At 63.5% G+C, this 24,710-nt stretch carries 20 protein-coding genes; 13 read left to right on the top strand and 7 right to left on the bottom strand.

From position 1 onward, the window contains the following. Positions 1 to 59: 59 nt before the first annotated feature. Together ACIQC5_RS01415 and ACIQC5_RS01420 are read right to left on the bottom strand one after the other, a co-directional pair. Positions 60 to 1,154, bottom strand: a complete 1,095-nt coding sequence (locus ACIQC5_RS01415) for a LacI family DNA-binding transcriptional regulator (RefSeq protein ID WP_400277906.1) — start codon at positions 1,152 to 1,154, stop codon at positions 60 to 62. Next, the gene (locus tag ACIQC5_RS01420; protein WP_400277908.1) at positions 1,154 to 2,179 is read right to left on the bottom strand and encodes a hydroxyacid dehydrogenase; all 1,026 of its coding nucleotides are present in this window, start codon (positions 2,177 to 2,179) and stop codon (positions 1,154 to 1,156) included. The genes ACIQC5_RS01415 and ACIQC5_RS01420 overlap by 1 nt, the downstream gene beginning before the upstream one ends. Before the next feature lie 255 nt (positions 2,180 to 2,434). Here ACIQC5_RS01420 and ACIQC5_RS01425 point away from each other — a divergent pair, with 255 nt between their 5' ends. From ACIQC5_RS01425 to ACIQC5_RS01445, 5 genes are all read left to right on the top strand, one after another. Next, on the top strand, positions 2,435 to 3,478 hold the full coding sequence (locus tag ACIQC5_RS01425) for an ABC transporter permease (RefSeq protein ID WP_400277910.1): 1,044 nt from the start codon (positions 2,435 to 2,437) through the stop codon (positions 3,476 to 3,478). Next, positions 3,462 to 4,394 (top strand): carbohydrate ABC transporter permease, encoded by a 933-nt coding sequence (locus ACIQC5_RS01430; RefSeq protein WP_400277912.1) that lies wholly within the window; start codon positions 3,462 to 3,464, stop codon positions 4,392 to 4,394. Before ACIQC5_RS01425 ends, ACIQC5_RS01430 begins: the two co-directional genes overlap by 17 nt. Before the next feature lie 31 nt (positions 4,395 to 4,425). Continuing rightward, positions 4,426 to 6,075, top strand: coding sequence for an extracellular solute-binding protein (locus ACIQC5_RS01435; RefSeq protein ID WP_400277913.1), 1,650 nt, complete (start codon positions 4,426 to 4,428; stop codon positions 6,073 to 6,075). An 88-nt stretch (positions 6,076 to 6,163) separates the two neighbouring features. Then, positions 6,164 to 8,131, top strand: a complete 1,968-nt coding sequence (locus ACIQC5_RS01440; RefSeq protein WP_400277915.1) for a DUF2264 domain-containing protein — start codon at positions 6,164 to 6,166, stop codon at positions 8,129 to 8,131. Next, a complete protein-coding gene (locus ACIQC5_RS01445) occupies positions 8,128 to 9,489 on the top strand; it encodes an alpha-L-fucosidase (RefSeq protein WP_400277917.1) in 1,362 nt (453 codons plus the stop codon). Before ACIQC5_RS01440 ends, ACIQC5_RS01445 begins: the two co-directional genes overlap by 4 nt. A 141-nt stretch (positions 9,490 to 9,630) precedes the next feature. Here the strand turns inward: ACIQC5_RS01445 and rarD are convergent, their stop codons facing one another. Beyond that, positions 9,631 to 10,746 (bottom strand): EamA family transporter RarD, encoded by a 1,116-nt coding sequence (gene rarD, locus ACIQC5_RS01450; protein ID WP_400278670.1) that lies wholly within the window; start codon positions 10,744 to 10,746, stop codon positions 9,631 to 9,633. 128 nt (positions 10,747 to 10,874) lie between these two features. Here rarD and ACIQC5_RS01455 point away from each other — a divergent pair, with 128 nt between their 5' ends. The 6 genes from ACIQC5_RS01455 (at position 10,875) to ACIQC5_RS01480 (ending at position 18,673) form a co-directional block, all read left to right on the top strand. After that, complete coding sequence (locus ACIQC5_RS01455; RefSeq protein WP_400277919.1) at positions 10,875 to 12,314, top strand: FAD-dependent oxidoreductase; 1,440 nt, start codon at positions 10,875 to 10,877, stop codon at positions 12,312 to 12,314. Positions 12,315 to 12,446: 132 nt separating this feature from the next. Then, positions 12,447 to 13,799 carry a GAF domain-containing protein gene (locus tag ACIQC5_RS01460; RefSeq protein WP_400277920.1) on the top strand — a complete coding sequence of 451 codons (1,353 nt, stop codon included), beginning with the start codon at positions 12,447 to 12,449 and terminating at the stop codon, positions 13,797 to 13,799. A 111-nt stretch (positions 13,800 to 13,910) separates the two neighbouring features. Continuing rightward, on the top strand, positions 13,911 to 15,434 hold the full coding sequence (locus tag ACIQC5_RS01465) for an aldehyde dehydrogenase family protein (RefSeq protein ID WP_400277922.1): 1,524 nt from the start codon (positions 13,911 to 13,913) through the stop codon (positions 15,432 to 15,434). 42 nt (positions 15,435 to 15,476) lie between these two features. Next, positions 15,477 to 16,487 (top strand): alcohol dehydrogenase AdhP, encoded by a 1,011-nt coding sequence (adhP, locus tag ACIQC5_RS01470; protein WP_400278671.1) that lies wholly within the window; start codon positions 15,477 to 15,479, stop codon positions 16,485 to 16,487. Next, positions 16,487 to 16,903 carry a DUF779 domain-containing protein gene (locus ACIQC5_RS01475; protein ID WP_400277924.1) on the top strand — a complete coding sequence of 139 codons (417 nt, stop codon included), beginning with the start codon at positions 16,487 to 16,489 and terminating at the stop codon, positions 16,901 to 16,903. The genes adhP and ACIQC5_RS01475 overlap by 1 nt, the downstream gene beginning before the upstream one ends. A gap of 213 nt (positions 16,904 to 17,116) precedes the next feature. Beyond that, positions 17,117 to 18,673, top strand: a complete 1,557-nt coding sequence (locus ACIQC5_RS01480) for an amino acid permease (protein WP_400277925.1) — start codon at positions 17,117 to 17,119, stop codon at positions 18,671 to 18,673. 76 nt (positions 18,674 to 18,749) lie between these two features. Here ACIQC5_RS01480 and ACIQC5_RS01485 read toward each other — a convergent pair whose 3' ends face one another. From ACIQC5_RS01485 to ACIQC5_RS01500, 4 genes are all read right to left on the bottom strand, one after another. Further along, the gene (locus ACIQC5_RS01485; protein ID WP_400277927.1) at positions 18,750 to 19,385 is read right to left on the bottom strand and encodes a DUF2461 domain-containing protein; all 636 of its coding nucleotides are present in this window, start codon (positions 19,383 to 19,385) and stop codon (positions 18,750 to 18,752) included. 119 nt (positions 19,386 to 19,504) lie between these two features. Then, positions 19,505 to 20,989 carry a catalase gene (locus tag ACIQC5_RS01490; RefSeq protein ID WP_400277928.1) on the bottom strand — a complete coding sequence of 495 codons (1,485 nt, stop codon included), beginning with the start codon at positions 20,987 to 20,989 and terminating at the stop codon, positions 19,505 to 19,507. Positions 20,990 to 20,996: 7 nt separating this feature from the next. After that, positions 20,997 to 21,476, bottom strand: a complete 480-nt coding sequence (locus ACIQC5_RS01495; RefSeq protein ID WP_400277929.1) for a Fur family transcriptional regulator — start codon at positions 21,474 to 21,476, stop codon at positions 20,997 to 20,999. 30 nt (positions 21,477 to 21,506) lie between these two features. Beyond that, a complete protein-coding gene (locus ACIQC5_RS01500) occupies positions 21,507 to 22,292 on the bottom strand; it encodes a hypothetical protein (RefSeq protein WP_400277930.1) in 786 nt (261 codons plus the stop codon). 114 nt (positions 22,293 to 22,406) lie between these two features. Between ACIQC5_RS01500 and ACIQC5_RS01505 the strand changes: the two genes are divergently transcribed. Further along, on the top strand, positions 22,407 to 23,678 hold the full coding sequence (locus tag ACIQC5_RS01505) for an MFS transporter (RefSeq protein ID WP_400277931.1): 1,272 nt from the start codon (positions 22,407 to 22,409) through the stop codon (positions 23,676 to 23,678). A 122-nt stretch (positions 23,679 to 23,800) separates the two neighbouring features. Further along, the gene (htpX, locus tag ACIQC5_RS01510; RefSeq protein WP_400277933.1) at positions 23,801 to 24,670 is read left to right on the top strand and encodes a zinc metalloprotease HtpX; all 870 of its coding nucleotides are present in this window, start codon (positions 23,801 to 23,803) and stop codon (positions 24,668 to 24,670) included. Positions 24,671 to 24,710 lie beyond the last annotated feature (40 nt).

Consider the following 24,710-nt stretch of genomic DNA (forward strand, 5'->3'; position numbering starts at 1 on the left):
TGGTTTCCGCAACCTTATGTCCGGTTCCCGGGCCCCTCAACAGAAGTGAACAGAAGTGCTCAAAGCCTGTGGGGAGGTGACACCGAGTCCCGGATGACGATGTGGGTACCCACGGTGAGGGTGTTGTCAGAGGTGGCTCCGGCGTCGTGAGGTGACTGGGCCAGTGCCAATCGGACAGCCTCGCGTCCGAGTTCCTCAAGGGGTACCCGGACCGTGGTGAGACGGGGCCGAAGCTCGCTGGCGACCGGCACGTCGTCGTACCCCACAACCGAGATGTCCTGCGGGACACGGATGCCGCGCTCCTCAAGCGCTTCCAGGATTCCGGCGGCCACCAGATCGTTGGCGCCGAAGACGGCAGTGAACCCCAAGTCCTGGTCCAGCAGTTCGCGCATCCGGCTGTAGCCAAAGCCTCGGCCAAAGGCGCCCTCATGCACCAGCGCCGGATCCCGCTCAATCCCGCGTGCATCCAAGGCGCGGTAGAACCCTGCCAGCCGCGACGCCGTCGTCGAGAAATCGCGGGGTCCGCCGACGTAGAGGATTCTGCGGTGCCCTTGGGAGATGAGGTAGTCGGTGATGGCAAAGGCGCCGCCCTCATTGTCGTAAGTGACCATCTTGGTGGGCACTCCGGCCCCCAGCGACGGGCGGCCGCAGAGGACCAGCGACGAACCGGCAGCGGCGAGGGCGCGGGCCCGGTCCGCCATTTGCTTTCGATAGCGGGGGTCGTCAGAGGCGCCGCCCACGACGATCACGGCGTCAGTCCGCTGCTCTCGCATGAGGTCCACCAAGGCGAGTTCACGTTCCTTGTCGCCGTGGGTGGCAGTGATGAGGCAGAGGCGCCCTTCGGCGCTCGCCTGCCGCTCCACGCCGCGGGCAATGTACGCGAAAAAGGGGTCGGCGACGTCGTTGATGATGATGCCCACGGTCCGCGTGGTGGCGCCGGCCAACGCCCTGGCATGGGCGTTGGCAACGTACCCCAGATCCGTCACGGAGCGGAAGATTCGCTCGCGGGTGGCCTTCGCCACCGGGTAGTTGCCGCTCAGGGCCCGCGAAACGGTGGCCACCGAAACGCCCGCAGCCCTGGCGACGTCGGCAATAGTGGCGCCGCTGCCGCCGCGGGCATGGCTCGGATCTGTGGGGGAGCTGTTCTCAGTCACTAGGCGATTCTCGCAAGATCCGCGGCCAATACTGGATAAGCCAAGGGCAAGCCCTCACTCAATCGGCGGACTTCCATGACGGCGTGGCTGCCCAGTCGGTGGATTTCGTTGCCCATCGCCCCCGCAATATGGGGAGTCAGCACCACATTGGGCAGCGTGTGCAGGACGGAGTCGGCGGGCAAGGGCTCTGGAACTGTGACGTCAAGATACGCGTCAAGCCGCCCGGAAACGAGCTCGGCCGTGAGTGCCGGGGCATCGATCAGCGCGCCGCGAGCGGTGTTGATAAGGAGCGTTCCGTCTTTCATGAGGCGCAGTTGCCGGGCACCGATGATGCCCCGCGTCTCAGGGATGTCCGGGGCATGGACGCTCACGACGTTGGACAGCTCGCACAGTTGGTCCAGCCCCACGGTTTCCACGCCCAGCGCTGAAGCCTCGACGGCGGTGAGGTAGGGATCGTAGACCAGTACCCTTGCGTCGAGGTTCTTGAGCAGGCCGACGACCAGGCGGCCGACCCGCGAGGCGCCTACCAGGCCGATGGTGACGCCGTTGGTCCCGATGGCAGGGAATCCGGCGGCGTTTCGGGACGCCCCTGTGGTGCGCAACTGTTCGCTGAACCGCCGGGCTCGTTTGAGGCCCATGACGATCGCGGCGAACGTGAACTCGGCCACGGGCACAGCGTTGGCAGCGGCCGAGGACGATACCTGGATTCCGCGTTCGTAGACCTCGGGGGAGAGGAATGTCTTGACGGTTCCTGCCGCGTGGACAATGCAGCGCAGCCGCGGCAGTTGGTCCAACACGGGGGAGTCGATGGTGGGGGCGCCCCAGCCTGTGATGAGGAGTTCGGCGTCGGCGAGCCGTTCCAGCGCGCCCGGCGCGGAGAAATCAGCAACGGGCCGCGGATCCAGTAAATGAACCATCCCACGCAGCCGGGCAAGGTCCTCAGGGCTGAACAGAGTGGGCAGGTTCCTGCTGCCCATCACGAACGCAGCCTTCATGGTGCCGGCTTGCTGGAGTTTGGTGGTCACTACTGGTTCCATCCGGTTCGTCGTTGCGAAAACTATAGAAAGCGTTTGCTATCGAAAGTCAGACTAGGGGCGGCTCAGAAGCGCTGTCAATCCAGAAGATTCAATGAATGAAAGGAATTGTGCATGTTGTTGACATCACACAATTCTACTGGGTACCTTGATCCCCATAGTAAACGCTTACTATTTCAGCCATAGAGCGCGGGAAGCGCCGGGCCACTCCACGATCGCCGGAACCGGCGCAGACAGAGGAAATACATGAGCAGCAACAGCCAGACACTCACGCCCGAGGCGACGCCCGACGTCGGCCGCCTGGCCCCGGTGGCGGAAGGTCGCCGTCGGGGTCGCCCATCTGCCGGACCTGGCGCCGGGCAGGCACGCAAGAAAAGCCTGATGGCGAGGATCCGACGCGACAAGGTCATGTTGCTGCTGATCGCGCCGGGCTTCCTGTATTTCGTGGTGTTCCACTACATCCCGCTCGCCGGGAACGTGATCGCGTTCCTTGATTACAAGCCGTACCTCGGTTTTGTGGACAGCGTGTGGGTGGGGCTGGACAACTTCGCGGCAATGTTCCAGGACGGTGCCTTCTGGGAAGCCCTCCGCAACACACTGGTGATCACGGGGCTCCAGCTGGCCCTCTTCTTCCCGGTTCCCATCTGCTTGGCACTGTTGCTCAACAGCATCGTGTCCAACAAAATCCGGAAGTTCGTGCAGAGCGTGGTCTATCTGCCGCATTTCATCGGATGGGTGATCATCGTGGCGGTCTTCTCCGAGGTCTTGGGCGCTACCGGAGCTGTTCCGCACCTGCTGGAAAACCTTGGCCTACCGCGCTTCGACGCCATGACCACGCCGGAGTTCTTCCCCTTCCTGGTCACCATCCAGTCCATTTGGAAGGACGCAGGGTGGGGCACCATCATCTTCCTGGCCGCCCTCATGAACGTGGACCAGGAACTTTACGAGGCCGCGGCAGTGGATGGAGCAAACGCCAGGCACCGGCTCTGGCACATTACGCTCCCGGGCATCATGCCGGTGATTGTGCTGCTGCTGATCCTCAACCTCGGCAGCATCCTGTCCGTCGGCTTCGAACAAATCGTCCTGCAGCGCGACAACGTGGGACCCGGCGCCGGCGAAGTGCTGGATACCTATGTGTACTTCCACGGCATCCAGGACGGTCAATGGGGTCCGGCTGCGGCGGTTGGACTCGTGAAGGGCATCGTCGGCCTGATCCTGGTGCTCGGCGCCAACAAGCTCGCCCATCTCTTTGGACAGGAAGGTGTCTATTCCAATGGCAAGTCAAAGTAGCACGCTGGTGGCCGGCCTGGGCCGCCGCCTGAAGGGCACCGACTCCCGCCCCGTCTGGATGGAAAAGCCGAAGCCGGCCCTGCAGATTTCCAAGGCCATCGCCCTGGTGGTCATTTGCTTCCTGGCCCTGTACCCATTGCTTGCAGTCCTCGCCACGAGCCTCTCCAGCCAAAGCGAAATCGCCAACAACAACGGACTTGTCCTCTTCCCCAAGGAGCCCACGTTCGCTGCCTACCAGACCATTTTCGCGGGTGGGGTAGTGACAGACGCCTTGGTCCGATCACTCCTCATCACCACCATCGGCACGGCCCTGTCACTGATTGTCACGGTCGCCATGGCCTATGGACTGACCAGGCGGGACCTCGTGGGCGGACGGTTCTTCCTCATGACTGCCCTGTTCACCATGCTCTTCAGCCCCGGCATCATCCCCAGCTTCCTCATGGTCAAAGAGCTCGGCCTGCTGGACAGCTACGCGGCCTTGGTATTGCCCACCCTGATGAGCGCGTTCAACCTGGTGGTGGTCCGATCCTTCTTCATGAACCTCCCGCAGGAACTGTTCGAGGCAGCAAAGATCGACGGCGCCGGGGACTTTCGCATCCTGGTCCAGATGGTGCTGCCACTCTCGCGGGGTGTGCTGGCCGTCGTCGGACTCTTCTACGCGGTGGGTTACTGGAACGCATTCTTCAACGCGATGCTCTACCTGAACGACGACAAATGGCCGCTCTCCATGATCCTGCGCCAATATGTCCTGCTCGGTCAGCCCATGGGCGATTCCGCAGTAGCCGAGATTGCGGTGCCGTCCCAAGCGATCCAAATGGCCGTCGTCGTGATTTCCCTGATTCCGATCGTGATCGTCTTCCCGTTCCTCCAGCGCTACTTCACCAAGGGCGTCCTCACAGGCGCCATCAAAGGCTAATCAAACTCTCCACTCTCGAAAGGGAAGCACCATGAACGCAGTACCCTCTGCCGGCCCCAGCCGCCGGAACTTCCTCTCCGTAGCAGGCATCGGCGCGCTTGCGCTCTTGGGCGGCGGCGCCTTGGCCGGTTGCGGCCAACGGACCACCAACGTGGCCTCCAACGCCAGCGAGGCGCTGCTGCCCACGCACGTTCCCCTCAAAGCAGCCGCCGCAGATATCCCCGGCACGGCGCAAGGAGTGCCGTCGGCGTTCTACAAGTACCCTGCGCCGTTCCGCAGTGTGCAGGATGCGGCGCTCAAGGGCGGCAAGATCACAGCCATCACCAACCTTTTCGGCACCGCTCCCAACGCACGGGCCGACAACCCGGCCTGGCAAGCCATCGAAGCCCGCCTGGGCGGACAGGTAGAGATCACCTCGGTCTCCTCTGATGACTACGCCACCAAGTTCAACACCATCATCGCTGGTGGTGAGCTGCCGGACCTCATGCTTAACGACGGCGCCGCAGTGCCCAACATCGTGGAATTCCTGCAGGCAAAGTGTGCCGACCTGACGCCGCTCCTGGGCGGAGACAAGATCAAGGACTACCCCAACCTGGCCGCCATCCCGGAGGTGTTCTGGAAGCAGACTGTCCAGGCCGGCAAGCTGTATTCGCTGCCCATCCCGCGCAACCTGACGGGTGGCTCCGGCTTCGTGAACCAGACCCTGCTGGAGAAGGTGGGCATCACCCCCACCGAGGACATCAAGGACAAGGACGATTTCTACCGCGTGGCCAAGGAGCTCACCAACCCGGCCAACAACCAGTGGGCGTTGGGCAGCACCAAGTTTGGGCTGACGATGCTCCACCACATGTTCCGCACGCCGAACGTCTGGAAGAACGACGGCGGCAAACTCACCAGGGCGTTCGAGACCGACGAATACCTTGCAGCGATCGAATTCGCCGCCAAGCTCTACAAGGACGGCCTCTATGTCCCGGGCTCCGAGGGCTGGACGAAGTCACAGATGGTGAACTCCTTCATCTCCGGCAAGGTGGCCATGATCTACGACGGACTCCCGGCGTACATCGGCCCCACGGGTTACGGCCGCAGCATCCCCGCGGCAAACAAGGCCAACAAAGCAGTGCCGTTCATTCCGGTGGGCCACGATGGCGGAAAGGCACAGACCTGGCTGGACAACATCACGTTCGGCACGGTCATGCTGAAGAAGGCCGACGAAGCCAAGCTCAAGGAAGTCTTGTCGGTGGCCAACTTCCTGGCGGCACCTTTTGGCAGCGAGGAGTATTTGCTGCTCAACTACGGTGCCGAGGGCGCGGACTACACCCTGGATTCGGATGGCAATCCCGTGGTGACCGAGCGTGCGCTGCTGGACAACGCAGTTCCGTGGAAGTACCTGGCCGCACCGCAACAGGTGGTCTACGACCCCAGCAACAAGGACATTGTGGACGTCATGCACAACGCCTACTCCAAGCTCATTCCCTTGGGCGTCGAAGACCCGTGCGGCACCTTGTTCAGCCCCACCAACGCCAGCAAGGGCGCCAAGCTCGGCCAGCCCGTTTCCGACGCCGCCACCGCCGTCATCGCCGGCCGTGGCACCATGGACGCGCTCAAGAGCGCCGTGGCTGACTGGAAGAAGAACGGCGGAGACGCTATCCGCGGCGAATACGAATCGGCACTGGCCAAGTAGCAACGGCCACGTAGCGCGCCCGCCCACCCCAGTCCGCCGAACCCCAGTCCGCCCAACACCAGTCCGTCCAACACCAAGGAACCACACCGTGACACAGTCCCTGCCAGCGGCCCTGCCAAAGCTGCCCATGCTGCCCTGGTTGCCCGAACCCGACCCCGCCCGGTCTCCCTTCACCGGCTGGACCCGTTCCCACTGGGAAGCCACCGCCGACCATTGGCTCGAACACATCCGTGAGTACTCCAGCCCGCTCAAGGCCAGTCCGAGGCTCCCGGGTCACGTAACCCGCGACGGCGAGCGCCGGGAAGGAATGGAGACGATCGGACGGAGCCTGCTGATGGCGGCTCCCAGGATCGCCGGTGCTGGCGGGCAGGATCGGCTGGGACTGGCGGCTTGGTACCGGGAAGCGCTGCTGGCTGGAACCGATCCTGAGGGTGCGGAGCGGTGGCCGTTGGGTGTTACGTGCAAGTCGCCGTTGTTGGGCGTGACCAACTCGATCGTGGAGGCAGCGAACATCGCCTTCTCGCTCTACATCGCAAGGGAGTGGTTGTGGGAGCCGCTGGCCGCGGGGGAGAAGAAGCAGCTTGCTGACTGGTTGCGGCACCACGCCCGGCTTGAGGTGTGGGGGAATAACTGGCAGCTGTTCCCGGCAATGGCTGAGGGGTTCCTGCGGTCTGTGGGTGAGGACGTTTCGGGCTGTACGGGTGCCAGGAATGTGGCCCGTGTGGAGTCTTGGTATCTGGGCGATGGCTGGTACACGGACGGTCCTGAGCACTCGATCGACTACTACAACGCGTGGGCTATCCACCCCTATTTGTGGGCTTGGTACAAGATGACCGGCCGGGAGGACACTCCCGAAGGCCGCCGTCACCTGGAACGGTTGCGCGAGTTTGTGGGCACACAGAGCCTCATGTTCGCCAGTGATGGCGCTGTGCTGCACGTCGGGCGATCCTTGGCGTACCGCACGGCCGTCCTGGCTTCCCTGTGGTGTGCGGAAATCTCGGGCGTGAACCCCCTGACGCCGGGTGCCACACGCCGCTTGGCGTCGGGGGTGTTGGCGAACTTCACGGCCAAGGGCGTTGGGGTGGACGGTCCGCCGAACCTGGGCTGGTACCACGAGCACCCGGGATCGTGCCAGGCGTACAGCGGTTTCGGCTCCCCGTATCTGGCGGGCATTGGCTTCCTGGGCTTGGCCTTGCCGCCGGAGCACAGGGTGTGGCGGGACGTGGAGGAGACCCAACCCACGGATGGACCCGCCGTCGTGCGGCCTCTGCCCGATGTCGGCTGGACCGTTAGCGCAGACGGCGGTCTGGTCCGCCTCACCAACCATGGCAGCGATCACTGCGGCCTGCCTGTGGGTGGTGGCCCGGACCCGGACGATCCCCACTACGCCAAGTTTTCCTATTCCACTCACACGGCCCCGGGTACGGGTGCGGCCTGGGAGGACAACATCGACGGTCACGTTGCCCTCTTAGGGCCCGACGGCGTGGCGAGCCGGCGGTGTGCCCTGCGCGCCACCCGCATGCACGGACTCGTCAGCGGGTCCGTGCACATCCCCCAGTTGTACGGCAAGACTCTGCCCGGGACTGCGGTCACCACCGTGTCCGTGGTGAATGGCATCCATGAGCTTCGCTGCCACTTGGTGCGTGGGCCGGCGGAGTACTCCGTGCGGGAAGGTGGTCATGCCGTGGCCGGCTTCCAGCCCGGGGAAGTCGGCCTGACCGGAGACAGCGCGTGGGTCAGCAACGGCGACGTGTTCGCGGCAGTCACAGCCGTACACGGTTGGCAGGAGGCCGGAACCACCCGGTACGCGGGCGCCAACGCCATGGGAGAACACTCCGCGGTTCCGAGCCTGAGCACCCAGCGCACCGAAGATGAGACAGTGCACATCGCCCTGCATACCCTCACTCGTGGATCGGTTCCGGCGGCCGAAACGCTCAAGGCAACTGCCGCCGTCGTCGTTACCGGTACTCATGTCTCCGTCACTTGGGCCAGCGGGGCTTCGCACGACTTTGACCTGGGAACGTTCGTGCCGTGGGACGGGCAGGTGGGCAAATGATCGAGCTTAAGTACGGGGCCTGCCGGGCGGAGCCTCGCCAGGACGCGTCGATGCAGCGTTTTCGGGGCCACCGCGTAGGCCAGTTCATTCATTGGGGTCTGTATTCCCTGCCGGCCGGACGTTGGGAAGGCGAGGACGTGGAGTTCGCGGCCGAGTTCCTGCCGCGCGTCGCCAAGATTCCGCAGCGGCGTTGGGAGGCGCTCGCGAATGACTTCACGTTGGCGGATTTCGATGCCGGCCGCTGGGCGGACACGGCCGTGGCACTCGGGGCGCGGTACATGACCGTCACCACCAAGCACCACGACGGCTTCTGCCTGTGGCCGAGTGCCCACACCGACTTCCATATGGGCAATACGCCGTCCGGCCGCGATGTCCTGGCTGAACTCGTCGAGGCTTATGAGGCCCGGGGGATCGACGTGTTTTTCTATTACTCCGTGCTGGACTGGCGGCACCCGGACTGGCGCTTCACCCTGGAGAACGACGGCGACCACGAGGCTTTTGCGCGCTACCTCGACTTCGCGATGAAACAGTTGGAGGAGCTCGCCGAGCGGTATCCCAGCGTCAAGGGCTTCTGGTTCGACGGCACGTGGGACGAGTCCGTGAAGGCCAACGGCTGGTGGACCTGGGAAGTCGAGCGGATGCTGAAGGCGCGGATTCCGGGAGTTGTGGTCAACAGCCGGCTGCGCGCGGACGACTTCGGGGCGCGGCACGTGGACTCCAACGGCTTGCTTATGGGCGATTACGAGAGCGGGTACGAGCGCAGGCTGCCGGAACCTTGGGATCACAGTGTGGCTGGCCGGGATTGGGAAGCCTGCATGACCATCCCGCAGGCAAGCTGGGGATACCACCAAGGACAGTGGGCGCAATCGACGCTCAAGCATCCTTTCGACATCGTGGACATGATTGCGCACTGCACTTCCCTGGGCGGCAATTTCCTGCTGAACTTCGGGCCGCGCGGGGATGGTTCCATGCAGCCTGCCGAAGCGGCGATCGCCGGCAAAGTGGGGGAGTGGCTTGGCGTGAACGGGGAAGCGATCCATGGGTGTGGCTTCGCGGAGGGGTGGGACTATCCGGGCTGGGGCTACTTCACCCGTCATGGTGCCACCGGTGATGTGTTCGCCATTGTCACGCGGGTGCCGGCGTCGGGTCGGATCCGGCTGCAGTTGCCAGCGGGGCATTCCCTGGCCGGTATCCGGTTGTTGGGCTCCGATGCGTATCCGTTCAAGCGGTTGGCGGACACAGTGTTCGAGGTGGAGCTCGATACTTCGCGTGCCGGGCCGCTCGTATTCGCGCTGGATCTTGCTGCGCTGGACGGATCTGCGTCTCTGAAGGAGCCCAACCCGGACGTGCTCAACTAGGCTCGGCGCCGACTTCGCGGGAACGCTGCCAATTCCTCCGGAGAGCTCCGGCGAACTGGCCGCGTTCCCGCGAACTCGAGGTGGGCGGGTGGGCGGGTGGGCGGGGTGAGCGGCTCGGCGGTTCGCTGGCGCACGCTTGGCTCAGGCCCCGGCTGCCGCCAAGCGTGCCCGCTTCTTCATGGCCGAGTTCTTCCGCGTGGTCCGGAGCATGTCGATGGTCAGGAGCACCAAAGCCAACCACACCACGCAGAAGCCGATCCAGCGGGCGGTGGTCATGGTCTCGTTGAACACGGTCAGCGCCACGATGAACTGGAGGACCGGGGCAAAGTACTGCAGCAGGCCGATGGTGGTCATGGGCAGCCGGCGGGCCGAGGCACCGAAGAACAGCAAAGGCACCGCCGTGATCACTCCAGAGGCCAACAGCAGCCAGAAGTGTCCGGGGCCAAGGGTGGTAAGTGTCGCAGCGCCGGTGGCACCCAGGACCACCATGGTGATGGCCGCAAACGGGGTCAGCACCACCGTTTCGACCGAGAGGCTGGTGAGGGCATCAACCTTGGGTCCCACGCGCTTTTTGACGAAACCGTACAGGCCAAAGCTGAAAGCAAGGATCAGTGCGATCCAAGGAAGTTGGCCGTAGGAGAAGGTCAAGACACCCACCGCGATGAAGCCGATGCCCACGGCTGCCCACTGAAGGGGCCGCAATTTCTCCTTGAGGACGAAGACGCCCAGCAGCACCGAGACCAGCGGGTTGATGAAGTACCCCAAGGACGTTTCCACAGCGTGGCCCGTGGTTACACCGAACGTATAGGTCAGCCAGTTGATGGCGATCAGTCCGGCGGCCAAGGCCAACGGGCCAAAGACGGAACGGTCCTTCAATGCTGCACCGAAGACTCTCCATGCCCGGGTGATGGTGATCAGCAAGGCGCAGAAGAGCAGTGACCACACAACCCGGTTCGCCACGATCTCGATCGCACCGGCGGGCTGGAGCACAAAGAAGTACAGGGGAAGCAGTCCCCACAAACCGTACGCGCCGATGCCGAACAGGATGCCCGCCGTCGAATCGCTCCGCACGGGCTTGCCAGTGCGGAGCTTCCCGCCCGGGTGACCGGTAACGCCGGTACGTCCGACGCCGGTTCCTCCACCGCCGCCCCCGCCGGCCGCCGTCGTTGGCTGGCTTGAAGAGGATGAGGTTGCGATGATCTGCTCCGGTGTCGACACAATGTCGCCAACACCGCCAGACCGCGCAATATTCCGCAACATTGGCGGGACCGCTGGGAATTTCTGTGACTCCTGCCATATAAGCGGCCTCGTAGGGGGTCGACATTTAGAATTGGATTCTGCGCGCCCCAATAAGGCGTGGCTCACTGCTTTCGGAAGGGCTCACGGTGTCCAACTCAGCCGCAACCACCCCCAAACGTCCGCTTCGCGTTGCCATCGTGGGCGCAGGTCCGGCGGGCGTCTACGCCGCCGACATCCTGACTAAATCCAACGAGGTCAAGGATGGGGACGTGGAGGTCAGCATTGACCTCTTCGAGGCATACCCGGCGCCGTACGGCCTGATCCGCTACGGAGTGGCCCCAGACCATCCCCGGATCAAGGGCATCGTCAACGCCCTGCACAAAGTGCTGGACCGCGGTGACATCCGGTTCCTCGGCAACGTAACCTACGGCCGGGACCTGACCCTCCACGATTTCCGCGCGTTTTACGACGCCGTGATCTTCTCCACCGGGGCCATCAAGGACGCTGCCCTGAACATCCCTGGCGTCGAGCTCAACGGTTCGTTCGGCGGTGCCGATTTTGTCTCTTGGTACGACGGCCACCCTGACGTTCCCCGCGAATGGCCGCTTGATGCCAAGGAGATCGCGGTGATCGGCAACGGCAACGTGGCCTTGGATGTCGCCCGCATGCTGGTTAAACACCCAGAGGAACTGCTCGTCACGGAGATCCCGGACAACGTGTACGCCGGACTGAAGAAGTCCCCGGTGACCGACGTGCATGTGTTCGGCCGTCGCGGCCCCGCACAGGTCAAGTTCACGCCACTGGAACTGCGCGAGTTGTCCCACTGCAACGACGTGGACATCGTGCTGTACCCGGAGGACTTCGAGTTTGATGAGGCCTCAGATGAAGCCATCAAGACAAACAACCAGATCAAGACCATGGTGAACACCATGACCAACTGGCTGGTGGAGGAGCACGCCGAATCCGAGCAGCCGTCCTCGCGCCGCCTCCACCTGCATTTCCTCCACAGCCCGGTGGAAATCCAGGACTCGCCGGAGACACCGGGCAAGGTCTCTGCCATCAAGTTCGAACGCATGCAGTTGGATGGCACCGGCAACGTCAAGGGCACGGGCGAGTTCATCGAGTACCCGGTTCAGTCCGTCTACCGCGCCATCGGCTACCACGGCTCACCACTCGAAGAGCTTCCGTACGATGCCCGGCGCGGCGTCATCCCGAACGACGGCGGCCGCGTCCTGGATGCCGACGGCAAGCCCGTGCCGGGAATCTACGCGACAGGCTGGATCAAGCGTGGACCTGTCGGCCTGATCGGTCATACCAAGGGCGATGCACTGGAAACCATCGGCTGCCTCCTCGAAGACCGGCTCACGCTGCCTCCCGCTGAAAACCCGGATCCGCAGGCCATCATCGATCTCCTTGAAGAACGCGGAATCGAGTTCACCACGTGGGAAGGCTGGAACCGGTTGGACGCCCATGAGGCCGCCCTTGGTGCTGCGTGGTCTGCCAGCGAAGGAAACGGCAACGGTGTGGTCCGCGAGCGCATCAAGGTAGTTCCGCGCGAGGAAATGATCGAGATCTCCCGCGGCTAACCATAGTTTTTCTACGGCTGATGCCCTTATGACGGCCGCTAAGGGCATCAGCTGTACACAAACTCCGCCGCCCGAACTAAACTGGCCGGTACTGTGCCGCCTACCCATGAGCCGCCCAGCCAGGGGAGTTCGATGAGGAATCCGATCCACCACCCAGTTCCAGGCAGTGAAGCCGCGGAACTGCTCCAGAAGCGTGCCCTTGCCGGACATGAACGGTTGGACACTTTGCGGCTGGGGACCCCCGGGGACATTGTGGGCCTTCGCCGTTTGGTCCGGGAATCCTGGCAGCGCTCGGCGAGTCTGCAGGCCAACCCCGACGTCGCCGAGGCTCCTTTGGCCATGGACCGTGACGAGCTTGAGGAATACCGCCGGCAGCACCCTTTGGCCGCGATCATGCCGGTCATCAAAAAGTTGCTGGTCCAACCGAGTCATGACAGCGGACTTCTCATTGCGGTGGGCGACGACGTTGGTCGGCTGCTGTGGGTTGACGGCGACCCGGTGATGCAACGCAGGGCCGAACGCATGATGTTCGTGGCGGGCTCGGATTGGTCCGAAGCGTCGGTGGGCACCAGCGCGCCCGGCACGGCACTCGCCTTGGACCGCAGTATTCAGATCTCCGGGGCAGAACATTTCAAGCGGTCGGTCCACCCGTGGAGCTGCACTGCCGTTCCCTTCCATGATCCGGATTCCGGCGCCGTGCTCGGCGTCGTTGACATCACCGGCACCGAAACGGCCGTGGCGCCGCACACGTTGTCCCTCGTGGAAGCCACTGTTGCGGCCGCCCAGGCGCAGCTGCGGATTGAGCGCCTCACGCTGGCCGCATCCATACGGGAAAGCCCCCGACGCCGGAGCTCGCCCTCCACTTCCGGGCGTGGGGCGGGTGCACTCTACCGGAACAGCCTGCAGCTGCTGGGCCGCGACCAGGCCCTGCTGAGCATCGATGGCCGCACGGTTTCCCTCTCCGCGCGGCACAGCGAGATCCTCGCCATCCTGGGCATACACCCGGAGGGGCTCACCGCCGATGACCTCTGCGCGCAGCTATACCCCGGGGAGGGTTCAGCAGTGACCCTTCGCGCAGAAATGGTGCGGCTCCGTAAGGTGGTCCAGGAGCTGAGCCCCGGCGCCGTTCCCGAATCCCGGCCGTACCGATTGCCTGTCGAGTTGCTGCCCGACTCCGGCCAGGTGCTCAGCTGCCTGCAGCGCGGCGCGCACCGGATTGCCCTGGAAATCTACAAAGGCGCGGTCTTGCCGAAATCGGAGGCGCCCGGCGTCGTGCAGTTGCGTGAGCGGGTTTCGCACCTGTTGCGGGAAGCGCTCCTCAGTGATGGCAGCGTTGATTCGCTCCTGAAGTACGCTGAGCTGCCCGAGGCGAAGTACGACGTCGACCTCCGCCTTGCCGTGCTCAAGCTGCTGCCGCCGCGCTCACCCAAGCGGGCCGCCGTCGTCGCCGATCTTGAGCGTCTCGAGACCGAACTGACAGCCTGAACCCAACGGGCGTGATCCGACTCACACCGTTGCAACGTAGCTGCAACCTCCCCGCTCCTAGGCTCGAATCAATGGCGACAGCCACCGTGATTCGCAGCAAAGGAGCTAACAATGACTGTTTACGCACAGCCCGGTGCAGAGGGTTCGAAGGTCACTTTCAAGGACCGTTACGAGAACTGGATCGGTGGGGAATGGGTGGCCCCCGTCAAGGGCGCCTACTTTGAAAACATCACACCCGTCACGGGCAAAGCCTTCTGCGAAGTTGCCCGCGGCACCTCCGAAGACATCGAACTCGCCCTCGACGCAGCGCACAAGGTTGCACCGTCCTGGGGCAAGACATCTGCCGCCGAGCGCGCCGCGATCCTGAACAAGATCGCCGACCGCATTGACGAGAACGTGGAACTGCTCGCCGTTGCGGAAACGTGGGACAACGGCAAGCCGGTCCGGGAAACCCTCAATGCCGACATTCCTTTGGCAGCTGACCACTTCCGCTACTTCGCCTCCGCCGTCCGCGCCCAGGAAGGCCACCTATCGCAGCTCGACGATGACACTACGGCTTACCACTTCAAAGAACCGCTGGGCGTTGTTGGCCAGATCATTCCGTGGAACTTCCCCATCCTCATGGCTGTCTGGAAGCTGGCCCCGGCACTCGCTGCCGGCAATGCCGTGGTCCTCAAGCCCGCCGAGCAGACGCCGGCATCCATCTTGGTCCTCATGGAACTCATCGGCGACCTGCTGCCTGCCGGTGTGGTGAACGTCGTCAACGGGTTCGGCGTCGAAGCCGGAAAGCCCCTCGCTTCCAGCTCCCGCATCCGCAAGATCGCCTTCACGGGTGAGACGACCACCGGACGGCTCATTAGCCAGTACGCCTCGAACAACCTCATTCCCGTCACTCTGGAGCTTGGCGGCAAGAGCCCGAACATCTTCTTCGACGACGTTTCCGCGGAGAACGATGCGTTCTACGACAAAGCACAGGAAGGCTTCACGCTCTTCGCCTTCAATCAGGGCGAAGTGTGCACCTGCCCGTCGCGTGCGCTGGTTCAGGAAGGCATTTACGACTCCTTCATGGCCGACGTCGTAGCCCGCACCAACAAAATCATCCAGGGCAACCCGCTGGACACTGACACCCAGATCGGTGCGCAGGCCTCCAACGATCAGCTGGAGAAGATCCTGTCCTACATCGACATCGGAAAGCAGGAAGGCGCCAAGGTCCTCACCGGCGGTGCCCGGGCGGAGCTCTCCGGCGATCTTGCTGGCGGATACTACGTCCAGCCCACCATTTTTGAAGGCCACAACCGGATGCGGATCTTCCAGGAGGAGATCTTCGGCCCGGTAGTGTCCGTCACCAAGTTCAGCGACTACAACGACGCAATCGGCATCGCCAACGACACGCTCTATGGGCTCGGCGCCGGCGTGTGGTCGCGCAACGGCAACGTGGCCTACCGTGCGGGCCGGGAAATCCAGGCCGGCCGCGTCTGGATCAACAACTACCACGCCTATCCGGCAGGTGCCGCCTTCGGTGGCTACAAGTCCTCAGGCATTGGCCGTGAGAACCACGCCATGATGCTGGACCACTACCAGCAGACCAAGAACCTTCTGGTCAGCTACAACGAGAACAAGCTGGGCTTCTTCTAGGAGTTCATTCGTACCGATCAAAGGAGATCGTCAATGGCCACTATGCAAGCAGCAGTAGTAACTGAGTTCGGAACCGACCTGAAGGTCATGGAAGTGGAAAGGCCGACGCCGGGTCCCGGCCAAGCTCTGGTCCGGCTCATCACCTCGGGCGTCTGCCACACGGACCTCCACGCCGCCGAGGGCGACTGGCCCGTTAAGCCGACACCGCCGTTCGTACCCGGCCATGAGGGCGTGGGTGAAGTAGTTGCCCTGGGAGAAGGAGTCACGGACGTTGCCGTGGGCGACCTCGTAGGCAATGCGTGGCTGTGGTCGGCCTGCGGTGATTGTCAGTACTGCCGGACCGGGTGGGAAACCCTGTGCGAGTCCCAGAAGAACGGCGGCTACAGCGTGGATGGCTCGTTCGGCGAGTACATGCTGGTGGACACCCGCTTTGCCGCGCGTATCCCGAAAGGCTCCGATCCCGTGGAAGTTGCCCCGGTTCTGTGCGCCGGGGTCACGGTCTACAAGGGCCTGAAGGTGACGGAGGCCAAGCCCGGGCAATGGGTCACTATTTCCGGCATCGGCGGGTTGGGGCACATCGCCGTCCAGTATGCGGTGGCGATGGGGCTTCGTGTAGCGGCGGTGGACATCGCCGACGACAAACTGGCACTGGCCCGCGAGCACGGAGCCGAGCTGACGGTCAACGCCCTCCACGAGGATCCGGCCGAGGTCATCCAGCGGGAAACCGGTGGCTGCCACGGCGTCTTGGTCACCGCAGTTCATCCCTCGGCGTTCGGCCAGGCCATTGGTATGGCTCGGCGCGGTGGAACGATCGTCTTCAACGGACTTCCGCCGGGAGACTTCCCGGCGCCGATTTTCGAGATCGTCCTCAAGGGCCTCACGGTCCGCGGTTCGATCGTCGGCACCCGTCAGGATCTGGAAGAGGCACTCGAGTTCTACGCCCAGGGCAAGATCAAGCCGACGGTCTCAACCCGGGAGTTGTCCGAGGTCAACGCGGTCTTCGATGAAATGAAGCACGCCAAGATTGACGGCCGAGTAGTTCTGAAGTTCTGATGAACCAGGAAATGGTGGAGGCTGCGGTGACGTTGCCTGGGGAGGACTTCTCCCGGGTGGCGCTCACCGCGGCATCGGTCGACCTCCTCCGCAATCTGTGGAAGCAGCACGGGCCTCTGATGTTTCACCAGTCCGGCGGCTGCTGCGACGGGTCCGCGCCCATGTGCTATCCGGCGGGGGAGTTCCTGACCGGCGACTCGGATGTTCTTCTTGGCCGCTTCACTATTGACGGCCCGGAGCATCCACAGCTGGTGGAGTTCTGGATGTCGAAAGAACAGTTCAACTACTGGTCCCACACACACCTCACGGTTGACGTCGTTACCGGACGCGGCAGCGGATTCTCCGTGGAGGCTCCCGAGGGCAAGCGGTTCCTGATCCGCTCCACACTCATGGATTGGGATGTTCCCGGGGTGTGATCAGCACCAAGGACCGGGCCCCGCAACAGCAAAAGCTGCCGTTGCGGGGCTTTCGCCTGTTGTGACGCGGGATACAGGCCCTAATCCCATCAGTCACTGCAGTCACGCGGTTTCGTGGTTCGTCTCACTATCTGGGATAAATATGGTCGTCCAAGGGCCGGACACTATTCTTGATGAGTCCTATACCACCCCCATCCAGAATGTGGCATATTTATGAACATTTTCAGGACCAAGTCGATCGAGCAGTCGATCGCCGACGCCGACGAGCCCGGGCGCAAGCTTAAGCGCAGCCTCAGCACCTGGGACCTGATGATCATGGGTGTCGCCGTTGCTGTCGGCGCCGGGATCTTCTCTGTTGGCGCCAAGGCTGCTGCAAACTTTGCCGGCCCCGCCGTCACCATTTCCTTTGCCATCGCAGCCGTAACGTGTGCGTTGGCCATCATGTGCTACGCCGAATTCGCCACGGCAATCCCGGTGGCAGGCTCGGCCTATGTCTTCACCTACGCCACCATGGGCGAGGTCCTCGCATGGATCATCGGATGGAACCTCATCCTTGAGCTGTTCACTGCTGCAGCAGTGATCGCCAAGTACTGGGGCATCTACCTCAGCAAGGTCTTTGGCCTGATGGGCGTAGACATGCCCCCGGCCGTCAACGTCGGCGGCGTGGACCTCTACTGGGGTGCTTTCCTCATCGTTGCCATCTTTACGGTTCTGCTGGTGCTGGGGACAAAGTTGTCCGCCCGCGTTGGCAATATCTTCACCCTGATCAAGATCGGCGTCGTGCTGTTCGTGATCGTTGTGGGCTTCAGCTACGTGAAGTTCTCCAACTACACCCCCTTCGTGCCCGCCTCTGAGCCGACTGCCGGCACCGGTGCTGCCGATGTCATGAAGCAATCCTTCTTCGGCTTCCTGACCGGTTCCGCCCCGGCCCAGTACGGCACGCTGGGCATCTTCGCCGGCGCAGCCCTGGTGTTCTTCGCGTTCATCGGCTTCGACGTAGTGGCCACCTCTGCCGAAGAGGTCAAGAACCCGCAGAAGACCCTGCCCCGCGGCATTTTCGGTGGCCTGGCATTGGTCACGCTGCTCTACATCCTGGTCTCGCTCGCACTCACCGGCATGGTGTCCTACACGACGCTTGCGGAAGAGAAGAACCCCACACTGACCACTGCGTTCGAAGCCGTGGGCAACACCGACGCCGCCAAGGTCATCGCTTTCGGCTCGTTGGTGGGCCTGACCACTGTGATCATGGTGCTGCTCATGGGTCTGTCCCGCGTGGTGCTGGCTATGAGCCGCGACGGCCTGCTGCCGCGCTCACTGTCCAAGACAAGTGAGAAGCGCTCCACCCCGGCCCGGCTGCAGATCATTTGCGGAGCGGCTGTGGCCCTGGTGGCCGGCCTCACCAACGTGGACCTGCTCGAGGAAATGATCAACATCGGAACGCTGTCCGCGTTCGTCATGGTGAGCTTGGGAATCCTGGTGCTGCGCAAGAAGCGCCCGGACCTCAAGCCCGCGTTCCGTGTACCGTTCGGCAAGGTCCTGCCGTGGGTTTCGGCGGTCCTGTGCTTCTACCTCATGACCAACCTCGCGGTGGAAACATGGATCTTCTTCGCGATCTGGCTGGTGATCGGCATGGTCATCTACTTCTCCTACGGCCAGCGCCACTCACGCCTCAACGAGAAGTTCGCGTCGGCCAAGGCTGCTGTCAACGGTCCTGCCGCCAGCGAAGCCCGAAAGGGCGACGAGGACGAGGACAGCTTCACCAAGGTCTAAGTCAGAGGCAGCAGCTTGTCAGACAGGTGCTGTCATCGAGGCGCCCGGGAACTACCTGTTCCCGGGCGCTTTCGCGTTACGGCGCGGCATGTTCGCTGACCCAGTCCACCAGCGGACGGAGAACTTCCCAGCGCGCGGCGATCTCCTCTTTGGCGCCAGGGGTGGACAGCCACTCAGGCTCGCCGACCTCAACCCCAGCCGAGAGCGACTTGTGCTTGAGAAGTTCGGCGCGCGGATGGTCTTTGTCGAATCCACGTGGAACCGTCTTGAGCTTTTCTCCTTCAATGGCGAAACCGGCGGCCGCTACTGAATCAACGATTCCCTGAAGTGCCTCGCCGCTCGCGGGGGCATCGACGGCTGATCGGAACCGCGCCAGCTGGGCGGGCGTGTGTGAATGGTAGCCGCCTCCGATCAACAGGCCATCCGCGCTGATTTGGACATAGAACCCAACGCCCTCCTTTGTGGCGGCGAAAGCTCCTTGGGCCGTCTTGTACGGAGACTTGTCCTGCGAAAACCGGACGTCCCTGTTGGGCCGGAAAATCTTGGCCGGCCCAAACTGCGGCTCCAGCTCTGAAAGGAGAGCCGTCAGCGGGTCTTTGATGGCGGCGTCGTACGTTTCTTTGTGCGCCAGCCACCACTCTCGGTTGTTGTTGTCTTCAAGTTCGGCATAGAAGCCGAATGCTGCGGACGGAATTCCTTCGAATGTGCTCATGGAAGGATCCTAGGGACAGCGGTACCACGGCAGCCAGAGCCCGAACCGCCTATGTGGAAAACAAACAGAAACACCCCGTCGCGGAGATCCGCAACGGGGTGTTTCATGAACTGCAACGCTTAGAGCTTGTTGGCTGCTTCGGCGTCGGATTCGGTCTGGCCTGCGCCGAGGTTGGCGCGGAGCTTGGCTCCGAGGTCGGCGTCAACGTTGGTCCAGTACTGGATGGCGCGTTCCTTGATGTCGGCGTTCTTCACGCCGCCAACGGCACCGGTGATGGTGTCCAGGAGGCGGGCCTTTGCTGCGTCGTCGTAGACCTCGCGGTACAGGGTACCGGCCTGGCCGAAGTCGCTGTCCTCGGAGTGCAGGGTGTGCGCGGAGAGGGTGAGCTCGCCGTCGTTCTCCCAGCCGCCGGCCGGGGAAGCGGGCTCAACGGCAGCCGGGCCACCAACGGAGTTCGGTGCGTAGACCGGAACCGAAGGGGCGTTGAACAGGTAACGTCCGGCGCCGTCCTGGCTGTAGTTGTTGACCTGGTTCTTGGGCTGGTTCACCGGGATCTGGGCGTGGTTGGTGCCCACGCGGTAGCGGTGTGCATCGGCGTAGGAGAAGATGCGGGCCTGCAGCATCTTGTCCGGGGAAGCAGCGATGCCCGGCACGAAGTTCGACGGCGCGAAGGTGGCCTGCTCGATCTGCGCGAAGTAGTTCTCCGGGTTCTTGTTCAGCTCCATGGTGCCCACGTGGATCAGCGGGTAGTCCGCGTGCGGCCAGACCTTGGTGAGGTCGAACGGGTTGAACCGGTACGTCTTGGCGTCCTCGTAAGGCATGACCTGGACGTGCAGTTCCCAGGACGGGAAGTTGCCGTCGGCGATGTTTTCCTGGAGGTCGCGGATGTAGAAGTCTGCGTCCGAGCCGGCCAGTTCGGCAGCTTCGTCACCGGTGATGGTCTTGACGCCCTGGTTGGAGCGGAAGTGGTACTTGACCCAGAAACGCTCGCCTTCGGCGTTGATCCACTGGTAGGTGTGCGAGCCGTAGCCCTGCATTTCACGCCAGGAAGCCGGGAGGCCGCGGTCGCCCATGAGCCAGGTGACCTGGTGCGCGGACTCGGGTGAGAGGGTCCAGAAGTCCCACTGCATGTCAGCGTCACGCAGGTGGGTACCCGGGAGGCGCTTCTGGGAGTGGATGAAGTCCGGGAACTTGATGCCGTCGCGGATGAAGAACACCGGGGTGTTGTTGCCCACGAGGTCGTAGTTGCCCTCGGAGGTGTAGAACTTGACGGCGAAACCGCGGGGGTCGCGCCACGTGTCGGGGGAACCGTTCTCGCCGGCGACCGAGGAGAAACGGATCAGCATGTCCGTCTCGGTGCCCGGCTGCAGGAACGCTGCCTTGGTGTAGGCCGAGACGTCCGAGGTGGTCTTGAACGTACCGAAAGCGCCGCCACCCTTTGCGTGTACAACACGCTCCGGGACCCGCTCGCGGTTGAACTGTGCGAGCTTTTCCACCAGGTAGTGGTCGGTCAGGATGATGGCACCGTCAGCGCCGACGGACTTGGAGTGCGCGTCGGAAGTGACAGGGGCGCCCGACTGTGTGGTCGAGATGTTCGCGGTCATCATTCTCCTATTTCTTGGTTACGGATGGTTGTACGGGAAGCTTTTGTTTCGCCTGGCAGTCCTGGCAGATGCCTTGGTACAGGACGTCTGCGATCTGGATGGTCATCGGCTTGGAATTTTCATCCCAGTGCGGGGTGAGGCACGGTGCGTGTCCCACAGCGCAGTCCACATCCTCCACCCGTCCGCAGCTGATGCACACGGCGTGGTGGTGGTTGTCTCCCACCCTGGTTTCGTAGAGAGCGGGGGAGTGCGGAGGTTCGAAGCGGCGCAGCATCTGCAGGTCCGTCAGGTCGCTGAGAACCACATAAACGGACTGCGCCGTCAGTTCGGGAAGCTCTTTGCGGGCAGCCGCGAGGATGCCTTCTGCCGGGGAATGCGGATGGTGCTGGACAGCGGCAAGTACTGCCAACCGCTGTTTGGTCACACGACGGCCATGGGCATGCAGGGCGGCTGCCCATGCTTCCTGGTCGGCTGTGTGATCGGTCATGCATTCATTGAAACACTTATTATGAGGAGTTCACAATAAGGCAAGGCTAACTTCGGGTGAATCCAGCAGAACTTCCAGCGGGTTCTCCTCTTCCGCTGCAGACCTGCCCACCGCATGGATCCTCAACACGCCCGTTCTGCTGGGAGCGTCCACCGCCACGCAGCTGTAGCCGCGCACCCCGCCGGCTGTGGGGAGCGACTCCAAAACCAAACCAATGGACAGGATTTCCGGGGGTTCCAGATCGGTGATGGACGCTGCCCCGCTGGCCGGTTCAAGGACAGTGTGGTGGATGCCGGCCGGCGAGCCGGGAGTCACGGACTTCATCAAGGGGACACCAAGGACATCGACGACGGCGGATCCCGGCTGGGGCGCGATGCCCGCCACAGCTTGGGGCGCGTTGCGCCGCAGCGATTCACGGATCCCGGCGTCCACGGATTCCACGGCACCATCAGGTGCGGCAGCGCGACGGTGGGCCGGCAACGCGAGCTGACGTCCCGGCGTCGTGGTTTCACCGTCCCAACGACCGAAGAGGTGGAACGTCGGCGTTGAAGATTCCGCCACCGGCTCGCCAATGGCCGAACCCAGCGGGTGCCATCTGTGGGCGAACATGACCACGCAGCGATGGACACCGAGGATTTCGGAGAGGGCCTGGCGTGCGAGGTTATGGCACACGAGCCAATCCGCGGCAGATGCCTCCGCGAAACCGGTTGAGGGGTCTGACAACCGGACCAGGAGATGGCCGGCGGTCAGGGGATGGCGTGGCCGGGCAATTTCCCAGATCGCCGATCTGAACAGCAACCGCCGTGACAAGCCCATGCCAACTCCTTCCCCCGGGTGAGCCTACCAAGCCAGTGGCCGTGGCGGGAGGCTGCCGTGATGCCCTAAGGGTTGGCGCCCTTTAGGGTCGGCGATGCCCTTTAGGGTTATACGGTGGCAAAACTTCTGGCAGACATCACCCCGCTGAGGGAGAGTCCTGCCTTCCGCAGGCTTTGGCTCGGGGCCTCGGTTGCCGCGATCGGCACCCAACTGACGTTGGTGGCCGTCAGCCTTGAGGTGTACCGCTTGACGGAAGAGAGCTTCTACGTCGGGTTGCTGGGTATCTTCGCACTGGTCCCCTTGGTTGTTGCCGGGCTTTACGGCGGCTCCATTTCGGACGCCTATGACCGCCGGAAGGTGGCCCTTGTGGCCTCTCTCGTGTTGTGGGCCACCACCGCGGGACTGGCGTTGCAGGCCTGGCTGGAGATCGGCAACATCTGGGTCCTGTACGCCTTGGTGGCCATCCAAAGCGGTGCCCAAGGTATCAACGGCCCCGCCCGCAGCGCCATCATTCCGCTGCTGGTCCGCAAGGAGCTGCTGCCGGCCGCGAATGCGCTCAGCATGCTCACGTTCGGTCTGTCCATGACCGCCGGCCCGCTGCTGGCAGGCGTACTGGTGGCCACAATCGGCTTTGGCTGGACCTACACGATCGATGTCATCAGCTTCACGTTCGCGCTCTGGGGACTCCTGAAACTCCCGCCCCTGCCACCGTCAAAGGACGCATCACGGCCGGGCCTCCGTTCCGTCGTGGAAGGCTTCCGTTTCCTTGGCACCCGACCCAATGTGCGCATGACCTTCATCATCGACCTCATCGCCATGATCACGGCCCAGCCACGTGCTTTGATGCCCGCGATCGGGGCCGTGATGATCGGCGGCGGCGAGACAACCGTAGGCGTGCTGCTGGCCGCAACAGCGGTGGGAGCCTTCCTCGCCGGGCTGTTCTCGGGACCGTTGGGCCGCGTCCGCGGCCAAGGCAATGCCGTGGTGTTCTCGGTGGTGGGCTGGGGTGCCTCCATCGCGGCCTTTGGCGTGGTGGTGTTAATGGCCGGTGATACGGGCAAAGACGGCGTGACCGCGTGGCTGATCCCTGCCGCATTATGTTGTGCCCTGGCTGGAATCTCGGACTCCATCAGCGCCGTCTTCCGCACCACCATCCTCCAGTCCGCCACCCCGGACCACATGCGCGGGCGACTACAGGGTGTCTTCATTGTGGTGGTGGCCGGCGGGCCACGCGTGGGTGACATGCTGGCTGGGGGCGCCGCAGGCTTCCTGGGCGAAGGCGGTGTCCTGCTGATCGGCGGGATCCTCTGCATGGTGCTGGCCTGGCTCGCTTCCCGACTGCAGCCCGGTTTCGTGAAGTACGATGCCAATCATCCGGTGCCCTGACGGCGCGGCCGTGACTTCGGTGACCCGCGCAGACGGTGCACCATCGCCGGAACACGCGGACCGCCGTCGGCGTTAACCCGTACAGAACCCCTGCAAGAGCCGACGAAAGCGACAGAACAACCGTGCACAAACACAACAATGGACTCAAGACCGCGGCGCTCTTCGGTGTGCTGTGGGCGGTGTTGTTGGGTTTGGGCGCCATCATAGGGGCCGGGACACGCAGCTCGGCACCCATCTGGATCTTCGCGCTGATCGGTATCGCCACCACTGCCTACGGCTACTGGAACAGCGACAAGATCGCCATCCGTTCCATGGCCGCCTATCCCGTCACCGAAGCGCAGGCACCGCAGCTCTACCAGATCGTGCGGGAGCTCTCCGTCCGGGCCAACAAGCCCATGCCGCGGATCTATCTCTCACCCACCATGACGCCCAATGCCTTCGCTACGGGCCGCAATCCCAAGAACGCCGCGGTCTGCTGCACCGAGGGAATCCTGCACTTGCTCGACGCCCGCGAACTCCGCGGAGTGCTGGGCCATGAGCTCATGCACGTGTACAACCGCGACATCCTCACGTCCTCAGTGGCCGCCGCTGTCGCCGGTGTCATCACGTCAGTGGGGCAGATGCTGCTGTTCTTCGGCGGCGGGGATCGGCGCAACGCCAACCCTATCGCGATGATCGCCATGGCCTTGCTGGCGCCGTTTGCTGCGTCCTTGATTCAGCTCGCCATTTCGCGCACGCGCGAGTACGACGCCGACGAGGACGGTGCCGGGCTGACCGGCGATCCGTTGGCGCTCGCCTCAGCCCTGCGCAAGATCGAGCAGGGCGTCACCCAGGTGCCGCTTCCGCAGGATCAGAGGCTCGTCAATGCATCACATCTCATGATCGCCAACCCGTTCCGTGGGGGTGGCCTGCGCCGCATGTTCGCCACGCACCCGCCCATGAAGGAACGAATCGCCAGGCTGGAACGGATGGCCGGGCGCCCGTTGTCCTAGGGATAGGTCCTGGCGGTTGGCGCTTCGACGTCGCTGGCCC

Source organism: Paenarthrobacter sp. NPDC092416, from assembly GCF_044755025.1.
Lineage (GTDB): Bacteria > Actinomycetota > Actinomycetes > Actinomycetales > Micrococcaceae > Arthrobacter.